Genomic DNA, 22,784 nt, shown 5'->3' with positions numbered 1-22,784 from the left:
CGCAATCAACCACATAAAACCATTTCCCGTTGGCAACTCCTTGAACTCATCGGACTCGGCCAAGAGCGGGGGCTGGAAGGGTCGCAAATCCGTCAAGTTCTGGCGAGCGAATATGGTGTGAATCCGGACTACACTTCGCGCTTGCTGGTCGACTTCGTCCAAAAAGGCTACGTGACCAGCCAAGCGGCCCCGCCGGCGCCAGGCGCGAAAGGCGGCCGCAACCGCAAGGTGTACATTCGGACCGACAAAGCCAATGATCTGGCGGATAAACCGATTCCCCGCTCGGCCGCCTTGGTGGCGAAGTTAACTCCCGCCGCGCTGGCGCCTCAGGAGGCGACCCCCATCCCGGCTAGCCAGGCGGAGATCCTGACCACCCCGCCAACCGACCAACCGGTGCAACAGGAGATCCCGGTCACGGAGGTCGTGCCCCCACTGCGCCAAGAGACGACGGTGGCGCCGGAGGCAACGCGCCGTCGCGGTCGCCGCCCCCTCGCGGAGGCCACCGCGAGCGAAACACCTCCCCAACAATCCCTGCCTTACTCCACACCGGAGGCCGACGCCGCGCGTGAGGGCAGGGCGGAACCGTCCCGATCCGCCTCATCGACACCGGTCCCCGTTCAGGACCTAGCACTCGATGCGGACGTCCCGTTCACTCCGGCCGACGCCGCACCGACCAATAGTGCACCGCTCGCTACGCCGGAGACGCTGGCGCACGAGGTGGCCCCGAGTACCCCACCGGCAGTGCACGATGCCCTCACGTCGGCAGTCGACCAGTTCTCCGACCTCTTGCTGTTACAGGTCGCGCAGAAACTGGGCACTTTCGTCGCGAATCAGATGGCCCCGCTGGAACAGGCCACCCAGGAATTGTGCGCCCAGATCGACGTCATCCGCGCCCGGCTGGACGCCATGACCCAGCAGCTCAGCACCGCGTTCACGGCGCCGGTAGCGGCGCCACACCGTGAGCGCCCGCCGGTGACGGGGCGGTCAACGCCGGGCAACGTCGCGCCTGCGGCGGAGCGTCCCACCCCGCCCGGCCAAGGGCGTGGCAAGGTCGGCAAGCAGCCCCCCGCCAGCCAGGCCGAGCGCAAAGGCAACCCGCAGACGACCATGGCCGGCCCGCGCAAATTGCGCGCCCTGTTGATCGGCGTGCCCGCCGAGCAGGAACAGGCCCTCCGCGAACGTTTCGGCGCGCGCTACGATTTGCTGTTTCTCGGCGCCGATGCGCGTTTTGGGAAAGTCCGCGCCATCAAGGACAAGCATGATATCGTCCTCGGGCTGGAAGAGACCTGCAGCCCGGCGATCAAGGACGCGCTCAAGGGGCACCCGCACAAGGCGGTCTTGCCGCATCCCGCGCAGTTGATGGATGAACTGGAGGAATATTTCCAGCTGCACCAGGAGCAGTCACAGGGCGGGTCAGCTGGCTGACGGTAGTACCCGGCGGGGATGACCCGTAGTAGGGAACGGCCATCATGAGTGACACCGTTCCAGGCGAGTAGTAGGCAGACGGGCCTCCGGGACTGTGGCCACCCGGTCTCGCTCGCCCGTTTCCGCTGCCTACTCATTGTCCCTCCCAAGACTGGCACAAGACTGGCCCGTTCCGAGACCCCCCTTCGTCATTCGGGAAAGGGCGACACGGACGAGAGGCATGGCGCCCGTTCAACGTGGTAGCTGCGTCACTCGCCAACAAGATGGCAGGACATCTGGGTGTTGTTGGCTCAAAAAACGTTGTCATGAGTCTGACGGCAGCCCTACTTTCCCGTTGAGGCACTCGATTGGACCCACCCGAACCGATCGGGCCTGCATCTGTTGGTCGACAGCACCGGCATCAAGCTGCTCGGCGAAGGCAGTGAAAGATCAAGCAGCATGGCGCCGACTAGCGCCGACAGTGGCGTAAAGTGCAGTTGGCAATCGACGCCGAAACCCGTGAGATTCGGGCTATCGAGGTCATCGACAATGGGGTGGGCGATGCACCGATGCTGCCGGAATGGCGGGCCAGATTCCGCCTGAAGGGCTGGCCCGTCTCAGGGGGGCTCACCCTGCCTCTTTGCCATATAGGATAGCTTTGGCAAGTTGTTTGGCGAATCTTTCTTGGGGAGTTTTCCCCTCTGTCAGGCTTGTAACGTAAGGATTGTAGCAATCCATGGCGAGTCATTTGGCGAATCTTGCTTAGCCTCTGTTCCCTGCTGTGGGCCAAGACAAACTAGCGTAGGTTTGAGCCCCTTATCTCTCGACCGACGATTCAGCCTCAGGCCACAGTCGTGGGAACAGGTAGCGGAATGAATGGGCAGGGCGAGTTCAACAGGCCCCTTGGGGCTTCTCGAAGCCACTATCCCGAGCTTGAACAAGTCAGCCAGCACTCGATCTGCCGTGCGTTCAGCTAGCCCCATCATACCCTTGAAACGGCTGCGTTCCATTTCTTTCACCGTGCCCAGATAGGCAAGGGGAATGGCTGCCTCGACTTTCAAGGCCTTAGTGGCTTCTTTGGTTGCTTCAGCGGCAAGCATTTGACTCAACCGTGCTTCAAACTCATTCAGCCGCAGCATGTTGTCCATGAATCTGATCTGGTCTAGGCAGGTTTCGGTAAGAAACTGTATAAACTCAACCGGACCCTTCTCCGTGAGTATTCCACGACCGTCATAGTCACCCTGCCGGTCCTTATCGGCCTTGACCAAGTAACTGTAGTAGTCGCTTTGGCGACGGGCTAAACCCCGCATGGGGGACCAAAGCCCTTGAGTCAAACCGAGCGCTGATAAGCCCAGGTGCGTATGTAGGCGAGCTGTCCGACCGTTGCCGTCCACAAACGGGTGAATCCACGCTAAGCGGTGGAGAGCTGCCATGAGTGCAATAACGGCGGATTCACCTGGCCGTTGGTGTTTGTATCCGTTTTCCCATGCCGCCATGAAGTTGGGGATAGCGGAAGGGTCTGGCGGAATATGAACCCTCACCTTTACCCCTCTCTTCCGGTATTCCCCTGGAATAACGGGTTCTGCCGACTCGTCAGAGTTTGCTTCTCCATGCTGAACCAGGTCTTCAGGCAGTAACTGGTGATGCAAATGTCGGTGGATACCTTGCACCCATTGAGCAGAGAAGATCGTCTGCCCGTCAAAGTTCGGTAGCTGTGCCTCGCCCCAGTACTCAGTGTCGATATGAGCAATGGCAATCCGCTGCTTACGGGCCTCGTCTGGCTTAGCTGAAAAGTCCTGCCTGAGGGCCTGCTCGATCAACAAGGGCTCGGTATGCTGGCCTTCAATCTTGTTGGTGTAGTAGGAGTTCATGGGCCGTAAGGCTTCTCGTAACAGAAGCCGCAGGTGCGGTAAGCCTTGAGCCGGTAAGTCCTTAGCTCGCGCAATGAGTTCAGCAGCTAATGGCCGTAGTTCGTCCATTCTCACGTCGGATGGCAGCAGAGGTGTCATCCGGTGAGGACTTGTGTAGTGGTAGGGAGGCATGGCGAATCATTTGGCGAATCTTTGACGAGCTTGACGACTCACAGCATGGCTGTGTTTCCCAACCTGCATGTCTTCTCTATGGCGCTGCTGTAGAACTCGCTCCAAACAGCAGTCCTGCATAGCCTCCGGTAGGCTTGCCGAGTGAGTAAGCCACTACCCGCCAAGTACCGTACGACGAACAGGAAGAGCGACAACATCGCCCTCAGGCACCGAGGCTCATTGATGATCTGGTTGGACAAGGGTTTACTGTGGCAGGGACAGGCCAAGGGCAAGCCAGGGCGACCGCCGTCTTTGAGCGATGGCGCCATCCTGTTCTGCCTCACCACCAAGTGCCTGTTCGGCCGGCCCCTTCGCCAGGTGATGGGCTTTGTCGAGAGTCTGTTGAAATTGCCCGCGGGTCAAAATTCAGTGAGCGCCAACATTGTTCAGGACCGACCGATTAGTGGTGCCCCCGCCGAAACCTTACGTAGCGGATGGCGTCAGGCCGTCACGGCGGGAGCCAGTTCAGTGGATGATGACCGCCACGCCGGGGCGCACTAGCCGCGCCAACCGATTGATCTGACGATTAGTGAGCGCGACGCAGCCGTTGGTCCAGTTGTAGAGCGTGTGAATGAACAGACTATCGTGCCCGATCCCGTGGATGCCGATCTCCCCGCCGAGCACGGTATCCTGTGGCGGCATGAGATCCTCCTTGTCGGCATTAAAGATCGCGTCACGCGTTGCCGCATCGATGCGCCCGGCATCGAAGGCGAGGCTTGCGTGTTCCGGGCGCGGATAGTCGAGGAGCATGAAGGTGCCAAACAGCGGCGAAGGCCTGATCGCGACGATATGATAGTTACCGCGCGGTGTGCTCTCGTCGCCATGGTAGTGCAGTGCCGCGACGCCGTCGCGCCCGATCGAGATATCGTTGAAGCGTGCGAGCTCGCGCCCGTCGCTCGTGTAGACGGTCAGCGTCAGCGCGTCCGTATCGACGTCGACCCAGGGCGCCGCCAACGCGGCACAACTTACGGCACCCAGCGCGAGTCCAAATAGCATACCTCTGAGTTGAAAGCGCATGGTCATGACCCTGTTGCAAATGTCGATGGGGCGCGCGTGCCCGTGGTCAAGTGGTACGGCCGTCGTGACGTTGGCGCTCTCGATGCCGGCGGCGGCCGTCACCTGTACCTTGTCGGACGATGGCTCCACCATGGTGGGTAAGGTGCGCGTGATGCAGACAACCCGGACAATATGCTACCCGCTATCGCCCGCCACTTCGATGTTGGCTATGAGGAGATCATCCGCACCAATACCGGTGTTTTCGTTTGGACCCCGACGGGGCCGGTGGTAGTTCCAGACCTGTTCATCCTGCCGCCCAAGCCGTGGCAGGGCGTGGTGATTAACATACTGCAGCGGCGCTTGTATTACTTCCCGCCGGCAGCCCATGGCTTGCCCGGGAGGTGATTACCAACCCCGTCAGCATCGCCCGCGAAGGCTGGTCGAACCCGCTCATCGCCACGTGCATCGTCGGCAAGTTCAAGGCCTCAGGCCTGAAAGGCAAGCAGGCGTCGAATATTCAGGCGCTGTAGCTAGCCTTGTTCAGTTCTTGTGACCTCTACAAATATTTCTAGATGGTGTCGTCACAAGATTCTGGTCCAGATTGCAATGCAGCGAATCTGGGCGGCAGCTAGGAGATAATGCTGGCGATGAGCCTAGGCCGTGAGCGTGGCAAGGTCGTTCATGCTCGCATGTGTAACGGGGCCTGCCTCAGCGGTGCGACTCGTGACGACACCATCTAGAACCCGAGCCGGTGCGGTGCCGCTGGTGGCCGTTCGTAGCACAGCCTTTGACTTTCCTGCCCCCATGGTTTGCAATTAAATTGCGCCCGCAAAGTGGTAGGCGACCTAGTACCGCTGAGGGGACGCACCCTCTCGATCTCTTTCTTGAAGGAGTGCCCGATGAGCACAGCCGCAAGGAGGGGGTTTAGAAGTAGGGTTGAAGACCTGCTGATCTGGACCATTAAGGTGATTATCCTCGTGGTAGTCCACCAGCTGATCCACGGTCAGGGGCCGATGTTCTAATCTAGGCCCATCCAGCAGTGGGGTCCGTTTACGGGCCCCACATGACGTTTAGCGCGGCCGCATTCTCATTCCCCCCAGTCGACCGACGATCCCTCATTTTTCCGATAAGCCTTCTTGTCGGCTGCCTCCAGCAGGTCTCGTTTCGGGCTGTCCATACAGTGATGTACCAGGAAGTTCTCAAAACTTGAGACGGCGCGGTTGGGGCGGGTGACGTTCGGGCTCCTGATGTATGCTACCGGCGGCCAGAGGCCGCCGCTTGAAGCCTCCTGCGAAATCAAGGGCCATTCAGGTTTTGTGGGGCCATTGCCCATGAGTCATGATCGCCGCTCAGCTATCCTGAAAACAGTGGGCGTCAGAAGGAGATTTTTCTTTTTATCGATTCAAAGAGGTTTTGCAAGCCGAAATCTGCTGCCCGGTACCCGAGCTGCAGTGCTCACCCTGATCCGCCGGTAGACCGTCTGCAGGTAATGCCTTGTACAGGTAGATAGCCCCCGGTCGGGGATGTCGCATATTTTGCCGCTACGTCCACGGGAAACATGAATGCAGAACGCTTGGGTATTGCTCATTTTGACGATAGCCATGGTGCTGGTATTCGACCTCACCAACGGCTTTCACGACTCCTCCAACATGATTGCCACACTAGTCGCCTCGCGGGCCATGACACCCGTGCAGGCCTTGCTGCTGGTGGGCGTGTTTACCTTTTTGGGTCCACTGCTGGCCGGTACGGCGGTTGCCGATACCATTGGTGGTTTTGTCAGTCTAGCGTTTGTGCCTGAGCAACTCGGCATTGCCCTGGTGTTGTGCGGCATTGCCGCCGCCGTCGCCTGGAATCTGTTGACCTGGTGGCTTGCCATGCCTTCATCCTCATCCCATGCCTTGGTGGGTGGTCTGGTTGGCGCCGTGCTGGTCAGTACCGGGCCGGACAACGTGGTGTGGGGGGGAGCGCAGTTGGCAGAAGGGAAGCTCACCGGCGTGACCAAGGTGTTGCTGTCCCTGTTGCTGTCACCCCTGGCAGGTTTTGCAGTCGGGTTTGTGGTGCATCGGCTGATGAAATACCTGTTGCGGGCGGCGCATCCCTCGGTCAATCGTAAACTGCGACATGGTCAGTGGTGGACGGCCGCGGGGCTGGCGTTCTCTCACGGCTCCAATGATGCCCAGAAAGGCATGGGGATCATTACCCTGGTACTGGTTCTGGGCGGTATCCTGCCAGCCTTCACCGTGCCGCGGTGGGTCATTCTGGCCAGCGCAACCAGCATTACCTTGGGCACCCTGCTGGGCGGTTGGCGCATCGTTCGCACCGTAGGATACGACATTTACAAGTTGCGCCCGCTTCATGGGCTGGACGCTCAACTGGCGTCGTCCGCTGTGATATTCGGCGCCTCGCTGGTGGGCGGGCCGGTTTCGACCACGCACGTGGTGAGCTCTTCGATCATGGGCTTGGGGGCCTCTGAGCGCCCTCGTGCCGTACACTGGATGAAAGCGAGGGAAATCGCTTTGACCTGGGTGGTCACCCTGCCGGGAGCCGCGCTACTGGGGGCGGCACTGACTTGGCTGCTGATCACCTTCACCCACCTGCACTGAGGACTGGAGCGCGTCATTCATGAATGAGCCACATGTCCCGCTATGGCGCAGCTGGTGGCAGCGCCTTTCGCCACCCACGCCTGACTTCTATGCGCTACTCAACCAGCAGTGCGATCTGGTGGCGGAGGGCATGGCGGAGTTGCTGGCCTACATGCGTACGGGTGAAAACTCACACGCCGACCGGGTGATCGAGCTGGAGCGCGAGGGGGATGTGCTACGGGTAGAGAACATGAACCTCCTGCACCAGACCTTCATCACGCCGTTCGATCGCGAAGACATCTATCGCTCCATTGCCACCATTGATGAGATCATCAACTACGCCAGAACCACCGTGCGCGAAATGCGTGGCCTGAATCTGAGCCCTGACGAGCACACGCGCGCCATGGCCGAACTGCTGCATGAGGGGGTGTTGTCATTGCAAAGTGGTTACGCCCAGTTGGCGAAGAAACCCCTGCTGGCAGAAGCTGATGCGGAAGCGGCACGCAAGATGGAACGCGTCGCCGAACACACCTACCGCATGGCGCTCTCAGAGCTGTTCGACGCGCACCACTACGTGACCACCCTGACACCTGAGCAGCGCAAGGCAGCGGATTCGCTGGAGGTGCTGATGCAGGAACTGACCCGCAGCGAAGTGTTGGCAGTGGGCTCGGCCGTTGGCTTCGTGATCGAAATCCTCAAGCGCCGCGAAGTCTATCGCCATATGTCCAATGCGGCCGACCGCGTGGTCCTTGCCGGTGAAGTACTGCATGACATTATTGCCAAGATTGCCTGACCGCGAAGAGCAGAGGAGGCTTGGCGGGAGAGTGAATCGGCTTAGTTGCATAAATCATATTTGTTGCTCCATTTCATCCAATATTCGATAATAATTTCCCTTCAGAAAGCTCGATTTTTGCAAAGCTTCTTTGGCAAGGAAAGCAGATTCTACTTTTTGCGACAAAGACTTTGTGTGGTACGCAGGCTTGGAATGACTTGTGCAACTGTTCCTTGGTAAGCAGAACCCTATTTATTTAGAATGCTCTACAGGTTGTAAATCGTGGGTGGACAGCAAACCCTCTAAAGTTACCCGGTCAACCACTTCCTTTTCTAATAATAATTTTGCCAATGCCTCCAGGCTCGCTCTATTCGCTTGGAGCGTTAGTTCGACGCGCTCATGAGCCTTGGCCAATAACTTGCTAATCTCGTCGTCGATCACCTGAGCCGTACGCTCACTGTAGGAAGGCGGCTGCTGTGACATCGGAACGTCGAGAAATGCTGAGGTGCGGGGTTCTTCGAATGTGGCTAATCCGAGCGTTTCGCTCATCCCATAGCGAGTGATCATGTGACGGGCCATGTCGGTCGCTCTCTGCAAATCGTTCTGTGCTCCCGTAGAGACATCACCAAACACTAGCTCCTCAGCGACACGCCCCGCCAATAGCACGTCGATACGATCCAGCAGTTCGCTCTTCTTGAGCAGATACCTCTCTTCTGTCGGGATCTGCTGGGTATAACCTAGCGCCGCAATGCCACGCGGAATGATGGAAATCTTTCCGACTCGGTCGGCGTTTGGCCGCATTTCGGCTACCAGCGCATGTCCTGCTTCGTGGTAAGCCACAGTCTCCTTTTCCCTCGGGTTCATGATTCGGTTTTTCTTCTCTAGCCCGCCCACCACCCGGTCGATGGCCTCGTCGAAATCGGTCATATCGACGGCGTCTTTTCCCACCCTAGCCGCGTGCAACGCCGCCTCATTAACCAGGTTCGCGAGATCGGCGCCAGCAAAGCCAGGGGTACGTGCCGCGATGGCGGTGAGTTCGACGCTCGGTGCGAGCGTGACATGTTTGCAGTGGACATGGAGTATCTTCTCCCGCCCCACCAGATCGGGACGGTCGATGGCCACGTGACGATCGAATCGACCGGGACGCAGCAAAGCCGGATCGAGAATTTCCGGACGATTGGTGGCAGCCATGATAATGACGCCCTTATTGGTGTCGAAGCCATCCATTTGCACCAACAATTGGTTGAGTGTCTGCTCACGTTCATCGTTCCCACTTATGCCACTCATGCCGCGTGCTTTACCGAGTGCATCGAGCTCATCGATGAAAATAATGCACGGTGCCCTTTGCTCGGCCTGCTCGAACAAATCACGCACCCTCGCTGCGCCAACCCCGACGAACATTTCCACGAACTCGGATCCGCTGATGGAAAAGAATGGCACCCCCGCTTCCCCTGCAACAGCTTTGGCAAGTAGCGTTTTTCCGGTCCCTGGTGCGCCAACAATGAGTACCCCTTTAGGAATCTTTCCTCCCAGCCTGCGATAGCGTTCAGGTGACTTCAGAAACTCCACCACTTGCATGAGTTCATCCTTCGCCTCATCAATGCCGGCCACATCATCGAAGGTGACGCTGGTCTCCTTTGCCATGTAGACCTTGGCCTTACTTTTCCCAATGGACATGAGGCCACCTGTAGTGCCAGTTCGGTTCATGACGAACAGCCAGATAACAACAAAGATGACCCCAGGCAGAACCCAGGAGAGAATCGTCGAGACCCACTTGTTGTCGGCTTTACCGGAGTAACGAACTTTAGCTACCTCCAAATCCTGCATCAGCGCAGGGTCAGTCACGCGTATGGTCGAAAAAGGATGCTCACCTGCTCCTAGTTGCTTGATATGGTCAGCCGTTTCCTTTGCGACCAAACCATTTACGCCGTTTCCGTTCAAGGTCCCTGAGATCAGTTGCTCTTCAATGGTGATTTCCTTGACTTTACCTGCCTTTAATAAAGTCTTGAACTCACTATAGGGAAGGCTAATCATGCTGTCCTGAGCAATAAGGCTCTGGAAGATAACGATCACCCAAAAAATAATGAGGAAATACCAGCTGGAGAACTGTTTTTTTGGCTCCATACCTTCACCTTATGCGGAGAAAGTTCAGTCGGGAGATTGTTGCTAGCAAATGAAGCGTTTTCACGCCTCGACCAGAACGCAGGTACGCAGCTGCTTGAGTTTTGTGTTGGAAATTTAAAACTCATTGTAAGCCAATAGTTCACAAACCAAGCTAGAAATCTTTGCCCAGTAATCAGCTGTATTAATCAGGTAAATATAAACTTATAAAATTCATTGCTTATATTTCAAGATGATATATAGATCGATGCTTGCCATGCCGGATCATCATTGTAAGATTATAATAGGTGTGCTTTAGTTCACTCTATTCCAGCCATCTATGATTCCATATATTTAATTACAACTTCTTTTCCATTAACTTCAATAAAATTAAGCCGCAGTAAACGCGAAAAGCCACGGCTGATTGTTTCTAACGTTACGCCACGAAACGAACTAATTTCCTCACGGCTTACTCTTAGCAAAATTCTTGTTGTGGAATAACCACGTTGTGCATGTCGTCTAGAAAGGTTAACCAAGAAGGCCGCTAGCCGTTCATCAGTATTCATACTCCCCAGCATAAACATAACAGAATGCTCACGAGCTATCTCTCGGCTGAGTAGTTTGGATAAGCCAACTTGCAATGACGGCAAGGATGGCGACAGTTTCTCTAACTGATCAAATGGGATTGAACATACATCCGCATTTTCCTAAGCGACAGCATCGCAGACATGACGATTCAAGCTTATTGCGTCTAACCCTAGACAATCACCAGCTATAAGAAATCCGCCATCTTGACTCCTCCTTCCGTCGATTCAAATTACGGTTATAAATCAGTCAAAGCAAATGGCATATAATGCATTAAATGGGTCGACCACTCTGCAGATAATTTCCACTCGTCTAATGCGCCTTCTCTCGGTATAACTTGTTTCAAAACAGCTGCTTATACATAATTCATGTCGACAGATAGGCGCAACCCATTTATGCCATCAATATAATTTATTGTTTTTATTTAGCATTAACGTTAATAGTGGATAGTTCCATTTTAATCTACTCCCTAAAGAATCGCACTATTTGAGTATTTCTTGACGAATATCAATATAGTCTCAAATTAAGCATTCTGCTTATTTGAATTTTCTTTATGTGTATAGCATTGAAAACGCTAAATACAGCAGGCTTTTTGTATTGGTGAAAAGTCATTGAAATTCCTTGGCAGATTACCGAAAAATCAGCATTCCTCACAGAAAAATGCAGGGCGCTACTCTACAAAACTGGAGTCAACTAACCGATACAGGTAGTTATGTCGCGATTTAGTATCCTATTGGCTTGATAGATACAGGATATGGCAACGCCAATATATTAATAGCCAAAACGAAGTTAACTGTTCTATTGTTCATTGTGGCACTATCTTTATTTAGTGCGATGATCTCTATCTTTCTTCTGCCTAGTCTGATAAAGCATTAAACATTTAACGATAATATCATATACTAAATCATGAGGAGGTTCTCCATGGGTTATAAAAGTATCATAGTCCATGTGGACAGTACTCCAGGGTGCCGAAACCGTGTCGAGATAGCTGCCCTTCTTGCCCAGCGGTTTAATGCACATCTGACCGGTCTATTCACCAATTGGCTGCCTTCTTTAGAAAGTAACATAGCTGAACTTCCAGTTCATGCCTTTACATCGGCTTCCTATGAGTACGCGGAGAAATGTGCCAATCAGGCACAGGAAACATTTGATTCGGTGGTGCGCGCTGTAGGTCTTGACAAGATTGAGTGGCGAAAGCGCATCGGCCGACCAATAGAAACGCTGTGTCTGAATGCTCGATACCATGACCTGGTCGTTCTTGGACAGAGCAATCCAGAACAAAGTGTTGACAATCGGCAGAATGACTTGGTCCAGCAGACCGTGCTCGGAGCTGGTCGTCCAGTGCTAGTGATGCCTTATGCGGGGTCGTTCAGTGATGTTGGCCAACAAGCACTTGTTGGCTGGGATGCCAGGCGGGAAGCAACCAGGGCGCTAACCGATGCATTGCCCTTACTGAAATTGGCCAAAAAGACCACCGTGCAAACTTTTAATTCACACAGTATGCTGAGCCCCCAGGGGGAACTACCAGGGGCGGACATCTCACTTTACCTAGCCCGGCACGGAGTACCGATCGAACTAATGGCCGATATCGACGGCGTAATGGATACCGGCAGCCAGCTACTGATGACCGCTGCTAATGTAGGTGCGGATCTACTCGTGATGGGGGCCTATGGCCACTCACGCTTACTCGAGATCGTGCTCGGTGGTGCGACTAAGACAGTTCTCGAATCTATGACGATACCAGTGCTAATGTCGCACTGAAGTTGATGACTTGGCGATGAGGAGTGGTTTGTAATTGTTTTCTGGGATAGTTGGGGCTTGCGTGGAATGTATTGCACATAAGCAATATTCAAGGCTACATGAATTCGATGACCCAATGAACACCTAGAAATGCCGCTGAGATTTATAACCTGGTGAGAAACGGAACAATTATTGACTGCTATTCATGTATTTTAGTAAGAATCGTATTACTATTGCAAATGAAGGTGTAAACCACTGCTCCTCTTGGGAGCATGCCATGCTGCCATCCACACCAATGCGGAATCCCTGCTGTGATAGGCGAGTGAATTGCCCCCGATTTAGTAAATGCGTAAATGCCTTATTACTGATTAACTCCAACTGGGACGTGGCCAAATATTTAGAAAGCGGCCGTTTGAAAGTTGTTCTATCTGACTTAATTATTCCGCCAGCGGTTCTGTACGTCTACTACTCAATCCGCCGCAATCTGACTGCTCGTGCGAGGGAGTTTATCGATTCCTTGGTTTAAAACTTTCGCAAGCCAATAGCTGGCTTGTCTCAAAATACCTAAAGCGATGCATAAATCGGGCTCGGGGCAAGTTACCTTACCCCTGAAATTCGCCTGGGGGTTGGGGCCTGTTGGTCTGCGCCAAAGTAATGCAACAGCGTCCCGCTGACCGCATCATGCGTTGCCAGCCTATCGCGAGGTGCTCTTATGCGTCAGTTGACACTGAGCAAGGTCTTTACCCTGATAGAATCAGGGCCGGTTGTCCTCGTGACGACCCATGATGAACAGAAAGACAACATCATGACTATCTCCTGGACCATGGTGATGGATTTCACGCCGGTATTTGCCATTATCACAGGCGAGTGGAATCACTCTTTCACGGCGTTGCAAAAAAATAAAGAGTGCGTCATTGCCATTCCCACGGTTGACATGCTGGATAAGGTGGTCGGCATAGGGACGTGCTCAGGGAAAGATACTGACAAGTTTGCCAAGTTTGAGCTCACACCTGTGCAAGGAAAAGTTGTTAGGTCGCCATTGATCAAGGAGTGCCTCGCCAATATAGAGTGCAAGGTTATCGACATCATTAAAAAGTACAATATTGTCGTATTAGAGGCGGTTGCCGCATGCATCGACACCGAGCGGAAGGAGAAGCGCACGGTTCACGCTGTTGGCGACGGAACATTCATTGTCGACGGGCGCAAGATTGACCGGAGGGCGATGATGGCCTCCAAGCTTCCGCCTGGTGTTTAGCATTCATTTTTTGCGCTGGTCTGTGCTTGGGTATCAATCGTGATTATTTATCTGAAATTCAGGAAAATAAGATTCAATGTGGGCAAGAATCTGCTAAATACAAGCTGTATTTGTATCCGTACAGCAATTACATTGCATTAGCATTCTTGGCAGTCGTGACGACCTGCATCGCTATCCTGCCTGACATGCTCATGTCCTTCGTGGTCTCAAGCGTTTGGATTGTCTTTGTTTATGTCTATAAATTTTACACTCGGTCCGGAGTGGTTGTTGCTGACCCTGTAGAAAATTCATAACCTTGCATCTTGCTGGTGACAATATTATGTCTTGCTCTCCATATAGAAAATGGAATGAGCAAACCGTTTTCATTATCAACCAAGTAGAGAGCGTAGACGGGTATGTCTATCAAGTTCATAAAGGCAGCCCGCACTTTAGGTAAACCGCAGTCGAGGATGATCGAGAGTTTCACTATCTGCACAGCTTAGTACCGCCGGCTACCTAAAAGGTCGCAGACTCGAACTGGTTCAGGCCGGCCCGCTATTGACAGTGTCAGATGCCAACTCGACAGGAGTCACGGAAGACCTCCGTATGGGATTGCTCCTGGGGGGCATCCCAATTATCTAGCCTCGTAATGCATAGTACATTACGCAGCAATTTTTTTTGCTCTTGGGATTAGCGATCCATGCTTATGGAGATGACGGGTATCCGGGAAAGATCACTTCAATCTTATGTTCGGCGACAAGCTTGGAGTGGACCAAGGTCAACGGTGACGCAGTCGCAAGGCATTGCCGACGACGGATCCGGAACTCAAGCTCATCGCCAAGGCGGCAATCATCGGCGACAGGAGTAGACCTGTGAACGGGTACAGTACCCCTGCGGCGATGGGCACGCCGAGTGCGTTATAAAGCAACGCGAACATCAGGTTTTGCCGCATATTGGCAACCGTTTGTTCCGAAATGGCTCGCGCTGCCATGATGCCGCGCAGGTCGCCCTTGACCAGGGTCACTTGGGCGCTGCTCATTGCCACATCCGTGCCTGTTCCCATGGCAATGCCGACATCAGCACGTGCCAGCGCCGGCGCATCGTTGATGCCGTCACCCGCCATTGCCACGATGCACCCCTCGCGTTGCAAACTTTCGACCAGATGTAGCTTGTCCGCAGGCTTGACCTCGCCGTGTACCTCGGCGATACCCAGCTGATCACCGACCGAGCGCGCCGTCGTCAAGGCATCACCGGTGGCCATGACCAAGCGGATGGCCGCCTGCTGCAAAGCATGCACCGCGGCTGGCGTCGAGTTTTTCACCGGATCCGATACGGCCAGTAGCCCGGCCAACTGATGATCTACAGCCAGATGAATCACGCTAGCGCCTTGCTGACGCAATATTTCCGCTTCGTCTGCAAGGGCTTCCACTCTCACGCCTTCCTCGGACATCAGCGTCCGATTGCCCATGGCCAGTGAATGGCCGTCAACCATGCCGCGCACCCCAATACCACTGACTGAGTCGAAGCCCTCGGCCTCTGCTAACGTTACACCTCGATCACGGGCACCTTTAACAATGGCATTGGCCAGAGGGTGTTCGCTGCCCTGGTCGAGACTGGCTGCCAGCCGCAGGACCTCGGTTTCACTGAAGCCAGCTGCAGCAATGACACGTCCTAGCGTCGGCCTGCCTTCAGTCAGCGTGCCGGTCTTATCCACGATCAGGGTATCGATGCGACGCAGATGTTCAATCGCCGCTGCATCATGGAACAGTACCCCTTCGCCAGCCGCCCGCCCGGTAGCAACCATTACGGACATGGGGGTCGCCAAACCGAGCGCACAGGGACAGGCGATGATCAGCACCGCCACTCCGTTCAAGAGACCGTACAGCCAGCTCGGTTGTGGCCCCAGTCCACCCCAAACAAAGAATGTGAGAACGGCGATGGCAACCACACCGACGACGAAGTAACCGGCCACCACGTCAGCCATGCGCTGCATCGGTGCTCGCGAGCGCTGTGCCATCGCCACCATCTGCACAATTTGCGCCAGGATAGTCTGGCTACCTACTTGCTCAGCGCGCATGATCAGCGCCCCGGAAGTGTTGAGCGTAGCGCCGATCAGTCTGTCGCCTACGCTCTTGGTCACGGGGAGGGGCTCTCCCGTGAGCATGGATTCATCCACCGCACTGCTGCCCTCAAGTACCGCACCATCCACGGGCACTTTCTCCCCCGGCCGCACTCGCAGGCGATCACCGACGATGACCTGACTGATCGGCACATCGTCTTCGGATCCGTCTGGCTGAATACGACGCGCAGTCTTGGGGGCAAGTCCCAGCAATGCCTTGATGGCTGCGGAGGTCTGCGAACGGGCCCGCAGCTCCAGCATCTGGCCGAGCAAGGTCAATGAAATGATCACGTCGGCTGCCTCGTAGTACACCCCGATTCGCCCTTCGGACATAAACGATTCCGGAAAGATATGCGGTGTCACTGTGGCGGCAAGGCTGTACAGAAATGCTGCTCCGGTACCGAGCCCGATCAGCGTCCACATGTTCGGGCTTCGGTTGGCAATCGAACGCACGCAGCGCTGGAAGAAGGGCAAACCAGCCCACAGGATGACCGGGAGAGATAGCGTCAGTTCCAGCCATGCCTGCCGGCCCTCGGCCATCAGTCCAAGCGGGTGACCGAACATGGCCAGTAGCAACACGATGGCGCTCAAGGGCAACGACCACCAGAAGCGGCGGCTGAAGTCTTTGAGCTCGGCGTTTTCCTCCTCGTCGACTGCTGGCAGCAGCGGCTCCAGCGTCATGCCGCAGATGGGACAGTTGCCAGGATGATCCTGGCGGATCTCGGGGTGCATCGGGCAGGTATAGATGACTCCCCCGGGAGCCAGGACCACGGGAATCATCGGCTCCAGCGACATCCCACATTTCGGGCACTGGCCGGGTTGATTCTGTCGGATCTCAGGGTGCATCGGGCAGGTATAGACCGTTCCGCCCGGCACTTGGTCTTCCGGTGCCACGTGTGGATGAGGAACATGATGCCTATGCGGCTCGTTCATGGCGTATCTCCGAGATCAGTGCAAGCGGTGTCGATTAGCGGGGGATTGGAGGCAATTTTTTAGCCACTCGAACAACGCCCCGACCAAAAAGCCCCACACACTCAGTACCCCGAGAGGCAATAGGAACATGGTCCATGGGAAGGGCTGAAACGCGCCAAGGTGACTGAAATCCAGGCCATGGAACAAGGCATTAAGAAAAGCCATCGCGGGCACTGGAAAGAGCAAAACCAGCAACATGCATACCGAGTATGAAATGGCTATGGTCAGTGACAGCGCGAGGCCCATCTTGCAGGGGGCGAGTGTATTCATGATGGGCTCCTCGACGCTGGAGGTGTCGTTGGGCCATTCCGCCAATGCGGAATAAAGGCCGGTGTGCGCTTACGGTAGGAACGGTAGGCCTCGCCGAACCTTGCCTCAATTTCCGCTTCCTCGCGTTTGGCGAGCCGTGCATAGACCGCCACCAGGATGGGAAACATGATCAGTGTGATCAGGGTCGGCCACTGCAGCAGAAAGCCAAACATAATAGCCACGAAGCCTGCGTATTGGGGATGGCGAATATAGGCATACGGTCCCGAAACAGCCAGTGTGCCTCTAGTCTGCGCGGCGTAGAGCACACGCCAGGATGCCGCCAGGAGCCAGAACCCGGAGAGAATCAGGGCGTTGCTGACCAGGTGAAATGGTCCAAAGTGCGGGTGTGTGCGCCAGCCAAACATGGTTTCCAGCAAATGCCCGGAGTCATGTGATAGGAAGTCGATGCCAGGGAAGTGTTTGCTGAGCCACGGCAGGAGCAGGTAGATGGTCAGCGGGAAGCCATACATCTCGGTGAACAAGGCCACCAGGAAAGCTGAGAACATGCCAAAAGAGCGCCAATCGCGTGAGGTCTTCGGTTTGGTGAAGCTGAACGCGAACAGGATAAAAACCAGCGAGTTAATGATGGCCAGCGACCACAGCCCATACGCGGACTCGGTATGTTTCATGATCCGTCCCTTTCCTCGCTGCGTTGGGAGTCCGTCTCATGCTCCGAATGGTCATGGTGTCCGCCATGACCGTGATGCATGAACAAGTGCATCAAGGGACACAGTAGCACTAGCAAATAGGGCAACACCCCGAGTACATGGGCGGTATGTTCTGTCAGCAGAAAAAACGCCCCGACAGCGACAAAACCCCAAAATACCCAATGAGATCGCCGATGTGAGTCATGTTGAAGCTGATTCATGTTGGCTCCCTAAGCTGCCAGTGAAGGGGGCTTGCCCGACAGGACAAGTCCCTTTTCCCTGACGAGGTGCAACTGATAGGCCTCAGACAACATGGGGAGCCCGGCGTACCGGGCCGACTGTCGGAAGCTACATAGGTTGCGTAAAGCTCCCCTTACTGGCCCATGGGCATTGACGACATCATCGATGTCTGCTGGTCCATCATTTGCATCATGATGTCCATCATGTCCATGTGCCCCCCCATCATGCCGGTCGGTGCTTTTCCTTTCTGGTAAGGAGACGATCCGGACGTTTTGTGCATCAGTTCCATGCTCTCCCTCATGGTCTTCATGCTATCCAGCATGGCTGCCTGGCGTTCAGCCGGGGTTTTCGCCGCAGCCATTTTTTCGTGGGCCGCCTTCATCTTCTTCATTTGTTCGTTGAAGGCCTTGTTCACTGCATTCTGGTCCGATTTGGCCGTGGGGGCAGGAGTGGTGGGCTTCTGGGAGTCATTGGCATAGGCGCCGGCAGAGACAGAGGCAATCGCAAGGACGGCCGCAGCACAGAGATGCTTTTTCATAACTTGCTCCAAAGTGGACATAGACGTGGGTATTCGTAGCGGATGATCGCTACGGCAAAACGACGGATGGCGAACGCCATCCGGTGAATCAATTGTTGAGACGGGAGAAGCGGAGCCGAGCGGGGGGCTCGGGCGGAGGAAGTTCGTGTGAAGCAAACCACTGGCGCGTGGCTGTGCTGACCAATGGCAGCAAAAGCAGAGGCAGGATCAGCAAGGCCGCAAGGCCTGGTTGATCACCTGGGGAGAAATGAGGAGTGGATTTGAGTATTGCAGCGCTCGTGTCAGCACAGAGCTTTGTGCAGGCTTCTGGGTGATGGTCTGAGCTATGGTGCATGGTCGAGAGAACCGGGGTTGATGCTCCCAATCCCTCCAAAGCATCGACGGTGCATACCTGCGACGAGGCCAGAACGAACACCATACCCCACACCACCAAGCAAAGGCGGCAGAGTGTGAGTCGGTGGTGTTCAAACCATGACATGGCGTTGCTCCTCAGGAACAACTTCAGCGTAGTGCATTGTTGCCAGTTTGAACCTGACTCAGATCAACAGAAGCATAGGTTGGATACAACTTTGATGTGTCCTGGCAACACAAAGCCCTCCAGGAATAGGAGGGCTTTGTTTGTGTGGGGCGGGTGGTGTCAGTGCTGATGCCCGTGCTCGCCATGTACATGCTGGTGGGCAATTTCCTCGGCGGTTGCCTCACGTACTTCCACCACTTTGAGGGTGAAGCGCAGGGTTTTGCCGCAAAGTGGGTGGTTGCCATCCAGCAATACGGTTGGGCCTTTGATCTTGGTGACGAAATAGTAGCGCTGTTCGCCATCCGGGCCGGAACGTGGGATCTGTCCGCCTACCTTGATGCCGGGAGGGAATTCGGCCTTGGGCATGGTGGTGACCAGGGCTTCGTCGCGTTCGCCGAAGGTGTCTTCGGTAGTGAGTTCCAGCGTGGTTTGAAAGCCTGACTCCTGACCTTCAAGTGCGGCTTCCAGTTTGGGGAAGAGGTTGTCGTAATCGCCGTGCAAGTAGGAGACTGGGGTCTTGCCATCGTCGTAAACCAGACCCTGGCTGTCTGTAACTTTCATTCGCAGAGTGACGGCGGTGTTTTGGGTGATTTTCATGGGGGGCAATGGCAAATAAATTGAAGCGGGAAGGTTCGCAGTTCAGCGAGGGAGTGTCAACTGGATGGCGAGTCACCTCACTCACGTCCGATATGTGCCGAATATCTGGTTTTACCAACATGACATAGCAAGGGCAATCGCCGAATACTATGAGAAGGCTCTCCTAGTCACCTGCCAGGGGGCATATCGGTGTGGCACATTTAGCTCCAAAGATTACATTTACATCATCGAAGCGTTGTTCGAGGTGCCTCTAGAAAACAAGATGAGGTGAGACGGGAACTAACTCGAGAGGAAAGTATTGCCGTAATGTTCAAGGTGCGATCCTTCTAGTCACCAGAAAGCTCCCAAGATGAGCACCCACTACAATGGGACGCTTCCAAGCACCAACCAGCAGGTCATCAGCCATTCCCACCGTTCGGCTTGGCTACCTGATTGGTCTGCAATGGACCGGTACCTGCCGTTCAAGGTCGAGCCGTGCTGAATGACAGCTCTCAATCTAACGAACACGAACTTCCGATCCGTTGCTGCCGTTTGTTCCGTCAAACTTCAGTGGCAGGCATCTGGAGTGGAGCCGTCGCCCGATGTGGCAGCTTGAGGACAGCGGGTCGACCAGAATAGTCACTCAGACACTCATTGAAGAAAGACTGCTTTCTTATGCGAAAGCCGTGGTCGGGGTGACGGCAAAGCAAGGGAAGATTTACCTTCCAATCGATCATTCCAAACGACAGAAGGCTGGTCAATCCAACAGAACAGGCCGCCATATTCATGGCCGCCTGTTTTTTGCTTATATCTCAAGCTGGCTGAAGTTGATTCAGGCTTTGGCTTGTTTCCAGCATCTCACGGCCAGGGCCATCAGTGAGGTGATGGTCGCCAGAGCGGTGACCCCGATCCATCCATAGCTGGCAAGAAGAATACTGCCAGATACTGAGCCAGCCGACATGCCAATGAACATGCCGACAAACAGCACGGCGTTCAGTCGGCTGCGGGCCGCAGGGTCAAGACGGTAGATCACCGATTGGTGTGCGATCAGACTGGCTTGCACGCCCAGGTCAAACAGTATGGCCCCTACACCGAGCAGGATCAGCTGAACACTCAACGACCATGCGGGAGCCAGGCTCAGCAGCGCAAAAGCGAGGGCGGCGAGACCCGCACCAACGCGAGTAACCACTTCCGGCCCTTTCCGGTCCGCCAGATGACCGGCCAGCGGTGCCACCAGAGCGCCTGCGGCACCGGCCAGGCCAAATGCTCCAGATACTGCGCTGCCCAGATGGAACGGCGCATCGTGCAGCATGATAGCGAGCGTGGACCAGAAGGCGCTGAAGCCGACTGACAGCAACCCTTGCGCGATGGCGGCGCGACGCAGGTCGCCATGTTTCCTCCAGAGCGTAAATAGCGATCCGAGCAGCGCGTGATAGGGCAGCGTCGTGCTGGGCTGGAAACGTGGCAAGAAGCGATGGATCGCCAAGCCGGTCAATAGGATCGTGGTGGTGGCGATGAAGAACATGGCACGCCAGCCAAACTGCTCGGCGACCAAACCGCTGATCACGCGCGACAGGAGAATGCCCGTCAGTAAGCCGGTCATGATGGTGCCGACCACTTTGCCTCGCTGGGCTTCCGGTGCCAGTGTGGCAGCGGCAGGCACAATATCCTGGGCCAGGGTCGCCGTCAGCCCAATCAGCAGCGAGGCCGGCAGTAAAAGGGCAAGCGAGGGGGATAACCCAGCAAGCAGCAGGGCAAGGATCAACAATCCAGCTTTGATTAGCATGATGGTGCGCCGGTCATGGCGATCCCCCAGTGGCGCCAACAGGAGAATACCAAGTGCATAGCCCAATTGGGTCAGGGTCGGAACAAGGCCAGTGGCACGCCCAGATGCGCCAATATCGCCGGCTAACACACCCAGCATGGGCTGGCTGTAGTAGAGGGCGGCAACAGACAGACCGGCTCCGATGGCCATTAATAGGATGAGGGAACGGGGTAGGGTTTGCGATGCCGCATGGCTAGTCAAGGGAGCGGCGGAACTTGGCAGGACTTTGGTGGATGACATGATCAGCCTCATTGAGCTAGTGGTGACGCTTGCATCATGGATGTGCGCGATATGTATGTGTAGGCATGTAATTGGAAGATTTGTTATACATTGAACGTATTAACAAGATCAGGCTGACATCGATGAGTGATGATCGAGAGCTGGACAGCCAGGTTCGCATGGCAATGCCATTGCAACCGGGCACCGGTGAGCGTATCGAACTGATGCTGACATTCCTGCGCATTGTCGAAGCGGGCAGCTTGTCCGCCGCTGCGGTGCAGTTGGGCACTACCCAGCCCACGATTAGCCGCCGACTGCAAATGCTGGAGCGCTCGTTGGGCTTACGCTTGCTCCAGCGCACCACCCACACCATGCGGCTGACCCAGGATGGTGAACGCTGTTACGAGCGCGCGAAGGAACTGCTAGCCGGTTGGGCCCGTTTCGAGTCGGAGTTGAAAGGTGCACGAGAGGAGCCGGAGGGGATCCTGCGTGTGATTGTGCCGCACGCCTTCGGCCAAGAACGGCTCATCGGCCCGCTAGCCCGCTATCTGAGGCAGCATGCGGGGATGTCGGTGGAGTGGCTGCTGCATGATGATCGTGCCATTCAGGATTACATCGCAGCCGGCATCGATTGCGCCATTCAGGTCGGCGAAGTGACCGATCCGGGGCTGGTCGCCATTGCGCTGGCGCAGGTACCACGCATCGTGGTGGCTGCACCTGATCTGCTCAACGGTCGCCCCGTACCGCAAGACGCCGCCGAGTTGGTCGAACTACCCTGGCTTGCGCTCCGTACCTTTTATCGAAATGAAGTGCTGTTGACACATTCCGTAACGCGGAAACGCAAGCGCATTTCGATCAAGCCGCGCTTCAGCACCGACAGTCTCTATGCCTTGCGCAGCGCCGCCATGCAGGGTGTCGGTGTCGGCATCGGCTCGCACTGGGTGATGACCGAGGCGCTGGCCAGCGGCCAGTTAATCCAATTGACACCCGAGTGGCAGGCCGAACCATTGCCGGTCAGCCTGGTATATCCCTATGCCCGCTTTTATCCGGCTCGCCTGCGTCGCTTTATCGACCTTATCCGCGCTGAAGCCGGCGTGATCTTCGGAGGGATGAATGAGGATGGTGCCATTCGCTGATCCTGTCGATTTAATGGCTAGGTTTCGGTCATTCGGACACCTTTGCCTTCCTTCCCAGGCCCACTGGAACGTCCGTCTGCTAACAGCCTGATCCTGTTCAGGTATCGACAGGTAGCCAAGGCCGAGCTGTTTCCGTTGGCTATCTGGCAGATTTCAGAGTGGGGTAGCCTTTCAGACAACGGCAGTTCTGAC

Annotated in this window: 21 protein-coding genes and 1 pseudogene; 11 read left to right on the top strand and 11 right to left on the bottom strand. The window is 55.6% G+C overall.

Annotated features, from left to right (window positions below; all coding sequences use genetic code 11):
* Together QU481_RS17860 and QU481_RS17855 are read left to right on the top strand one after the other, a co-directional pair.
* On the top strand, nucleotides 1-1,425 hold a 1,425-nt coding region (locus tag QU481_RS17860; protein WP_289831376.1), incomplete at its 5' end, for a hypothetical protein.
* A gap of 357 nt (nucleotides 1,426-1,782) precedes the next feature.
* A pseudogene (locus QU481_RS17855) lies at nucleotides 1,783-1,985 on the top strand (transposase); the annotation flags it as partial.
* A gap of 123 nt (nucleotides 1,986-2,108) precedes the next feature.
* Here the strand turns inward: QU481_RS17855 and QU481_RS17850 are convergent.
* Complete coding sequence (locus QU481_RS17850) at nucleotides 2,109-3,275, bottom strand: Fic family protein (protein ID WP_289831375.1); 1,167 nt, start codon at nucleotides 3,273-3,275, stop codon at nucleotides 2,109-2,111.
* Between the two features lie 312 nt (nucleotides 3,276-3,587).
* Between QU481_RS17850 and QU481_RS17845 the strand changes: the two genes are divergently transcribed.
* The gene (locus tag QU481_RS17845) at nucleotides 3,588-3,986 is read left to right on the top strand and encodes a transposase (protein WP_289831374.1); all 399 of its coding nucleotides are present in this window, start codon (nucleotides 3,588-3,590) and stop codon (nucleotides 3,984-3,986) included.
* Here the strand turns inward: QU481_RS17845 and QU481_RS17840 are convergent.
* Entirely contained in the window at nucleotides 3,951-4,634 is a 684-nt protein-coding gene (locus QU481_RS17840; RefSeq protein ID WP_289831373.1) for a L,D-transpeptidase family protein, read from the bottom strand. The two genes, QU481_RS17845 and QU481_RS17840, sit on opposite strands and share 36 nt — an antisense overlap.
* A 39-nt stretch (nucleotides 4,635-4,673) precedes the next feature.
* Here QU481_RS17840 and QU481_RS17835 point away from each other — a divergent pair, with 39 nt between their 5' ends.
* The 5 genes from QU481_RS17835 (at nucleotide 4,674) to QU481_RS17815 (ending at nucleotide 7,856) form a co-directional block, all read left to right on the top strand.
* Nucleotides 4,674-4,886: a hypothetical protein gene (locus QU481_RS17835; RefSeq protein ID WP_289831372.1), complete on the top strand. Its 213-nt coding sequence runs from the start codon at nucleotides 4,674-4,676 to the stop codon at nucleotides 4,884-4,886.
* Nucleotides 4,883-5,011 (top strand): hypothetical protein, encoded by a 129-nt coding sequence (locus QU481_RS17830; RefSeq protein WP_289831371.1) that lies wholly within the window; start codon nucleotides 4,883-4,885, stop codon nucleotides 5,009-5,011. Before QU481_RS17835 ends, QU481_RS17830 begins: the two co-directional genes overlap by 4 nt.
* 369 nt (nucleotides 5,012-5,380) lie before the next feature.
* Nucleotides 5,381-5,503, top strand: coding sequence for a hypothetical protein (locus QU481_RS17825; RefSeq protein WP_289831370.1), 123 nt, complete (start codon nucleotides 5,381-5,383; stop codon nucleotides 5,501-5,503).
* A 540-nt stretch (nucleotides 5,504-6,043) separates the two neighbouring features.
* Nucleotides 6,044-7,084 (top strand): inorganic phosphate transporter, encoded by a 1,041-nt coding sequence (locus QU481_RS17820; RefSeq protein WP_289831369.1) that lies wholly within the window; start codon nucleotides 6,044-6,046, stop codon nucleotides 7,082-7,084.
* Between the two features lie 19 nt (nucleotides 7,085-7,103).
* Complete coding sequence (locus tag QU481_RS17815; protein ID WP_289831368.1) at nucleotides 7,104-7,856, top strand: DUF47 domain-containing protein; 753 nt, start codon at nucleotides 7,104-7,106, stop codon at nucleotides 7,854-7,856.
* A gap of 231 nt (nucleotides 7,857-8,087) precedes the next feature.
* Here the strand turns inward: QU481_RS17815 and ftsH are convergent, their stop codons facing one another.
* Nucleotides 8,088-9,959: an ATP-dependent zinc metalloprotease FtsH gene (gene ftsH / locus QU481_RS17810; RefSeq protein ID WP_289831367.1), complete on the bottom strand. Its 1,872-nt coding sequence runs from the start codon at nucleotides 9,957-9,959 to the stop codon at nucleotides 8,088-8,090.
* Nucleotides 9,960-10,273: 314 nt separating this feature from the next.
* Entirely contained in the window at nucleotides 10,274-10,501 is a 228-nt protein-coding gene (locus QU481_RS17805; RefSeq protein WP_289831366.1) for a helix-turn-helix domain-containing protein, read from the bottom strand.
* Between the two features lie 940 nt (nucleotides 10,502-11,441).
* Between QU481_RS17805 and QU481_RS17800 the strand changes: the two genes are divergently transcribed.
* The gene (locus QU481_RS17800) at nucleotides 11,442-12,281 is read left to right on the top strand and encodes a universal stress protein (RefSeq protein ID WP_289831365.1); all 840 of its coding nucleotides are present in this window, start codon (nucleotides 11,442-11,444) and stop codon (nucleotides 12,279-12,281) included.
* Between the two features lie 691 nt (nucleotides 12,282-12,972).
* Nucleotides 12,973-13,515: a flavin reductase family protein gene (locus tag QU481_RS17795; protein ID WP_289831364.1), complete on the top strand. Its 543-nt coding sequence runs from the start codon at nucleotides 12,973-12,975 to the stop codon at nucleotides 13,513-13,515.
* A gap of 757 nt (nucleotides 13,516-14,272) precedes the next feature.
* On the opposite strand, the gene QU481_RS17790 is transcribed toward QU481_RS17795, so the two are convergent.
* From QU481_RS17790 to QU481_RS17760, 7 genes are all read right to left on the bottom strand, one after another.
* Nucleotides 14,273-16,546 (bottom strand): copper-transporting P-type ATPase, encoded by a 2,274-nt coding sequence (locus QU481_RS17790; protein ID WP_289831363.1) that lies wholly within the window; start codon nucleotides 16,544-16,546, stop codon nucleotides 14,273-14,275.
* 15 nt (nucleotides 16,547-16,561) lie between these two features.
* On the bottom strand, nucleotides 16,562-16,855 hold the full coding sequence (locus QU481_RS17785) for a DUF5676 family membrane protein (protein WP_289831362.1): 294 nt from the start codon (nucleotides 16,853-16,855) through the stop codon (nucleotides 16,562-16,564).
* On the bottom strand, nucleotides 16,852-17,523 hold the full coding sequence (locus tag QU481_RS17780) for a methyltransferase family protein (RefSeq protein ID WP_289831361.1): 672 nt from the start codon (nucleotides 17,521-17,523) through the stop codon (nucleotides 16,852-16,854). The genes QU481_RS17785 and QU481_RS17780 overlap by 4 nt, the downstream gene beginning before the upstream one ends.
* Entirely contained in the window at nucleotides 17,520-17,762 is a 243-nt protein-coding gene (locus QU481_RS17775) for a DUF2933 domain-containing protein (protein WP_289831360.1), read from the bottom strand. The genes QU481_RS17780 and QU481_RS17775 overlap by 4 nt, the downstream gene beginning before the upstream one ends.
* Nucleotides 17,763-17,914: 152 nt before the next feature.
* Complete coding sequence (locus tag QU481_RS17770) at nucleotides 17,915-18,319, bottom strand: hypothetical protein (RefSeq protein WP_289831359.1); 405 nt, start codon at nucleotides 18,317-18,319, stop codon at nucleotides 17,915-17,917.
* Between the two features lie 637 nt (nucleotides 18,320-18,956).
* Entirely contained in the window at nucleotides 18,957-19,433 is a 477-nt protein-coding gene (locus QU481_RS17765; protein ID WP_289831358.1) for an FKBP-type peptidyl-prolyl cis-trans isomerase, read from the bottom strand.
* Nucleotides 19,434-20,244: 811 nt separating this feature from the next.
* Nucleotides 20,245-21,477, bottom strand: a complete 1,233-nt coding sequence (locus QU481_RS17760) for an MFS transporter (protein ID WP_289831357.1) — start codon at nucleotides 21,475-21,477, stop codon at nucleotides 20,245-20,247.
* Between the two features lie 71 nt (nucleotides 21,478-21,548).
* Here QU481_RS17760 and QU481_RS17755 point away from each other — a divergent pair, with 71 nt between their 5' ends.
* Nucleotides 21,549-22,592 carry a LysR family transcriptional regulator gene (locus tag QU481_RS17755; RefSeq protein WP_289831356.1) on the top strand — a complete coding sequence of 348 codons (1,044 nt, stop codon included), beginning with the start codon at nucleotides 21,549-21,551 and terminating at the stop codon, nucleotides 22,590-22,592.
* Nucleotides 22,593-22,784: the final 192 nt, after the last annotated feature.

The sequence above is a fragment of the Crenobacter oryzisoli genome (assembly GCF_030385785.1).
GTDB lineage: Bacteria > Pseudomonadota > Gammaproteobacteria > Burkholderiales > Chromobacteriaceae > Crenobacter_A > Crenobacter_A oryzisoli.
Note: the sequence above shows the minus strand (reverse complement) of the source record. Positions and strands in the feature narration are given on the sequence as shown.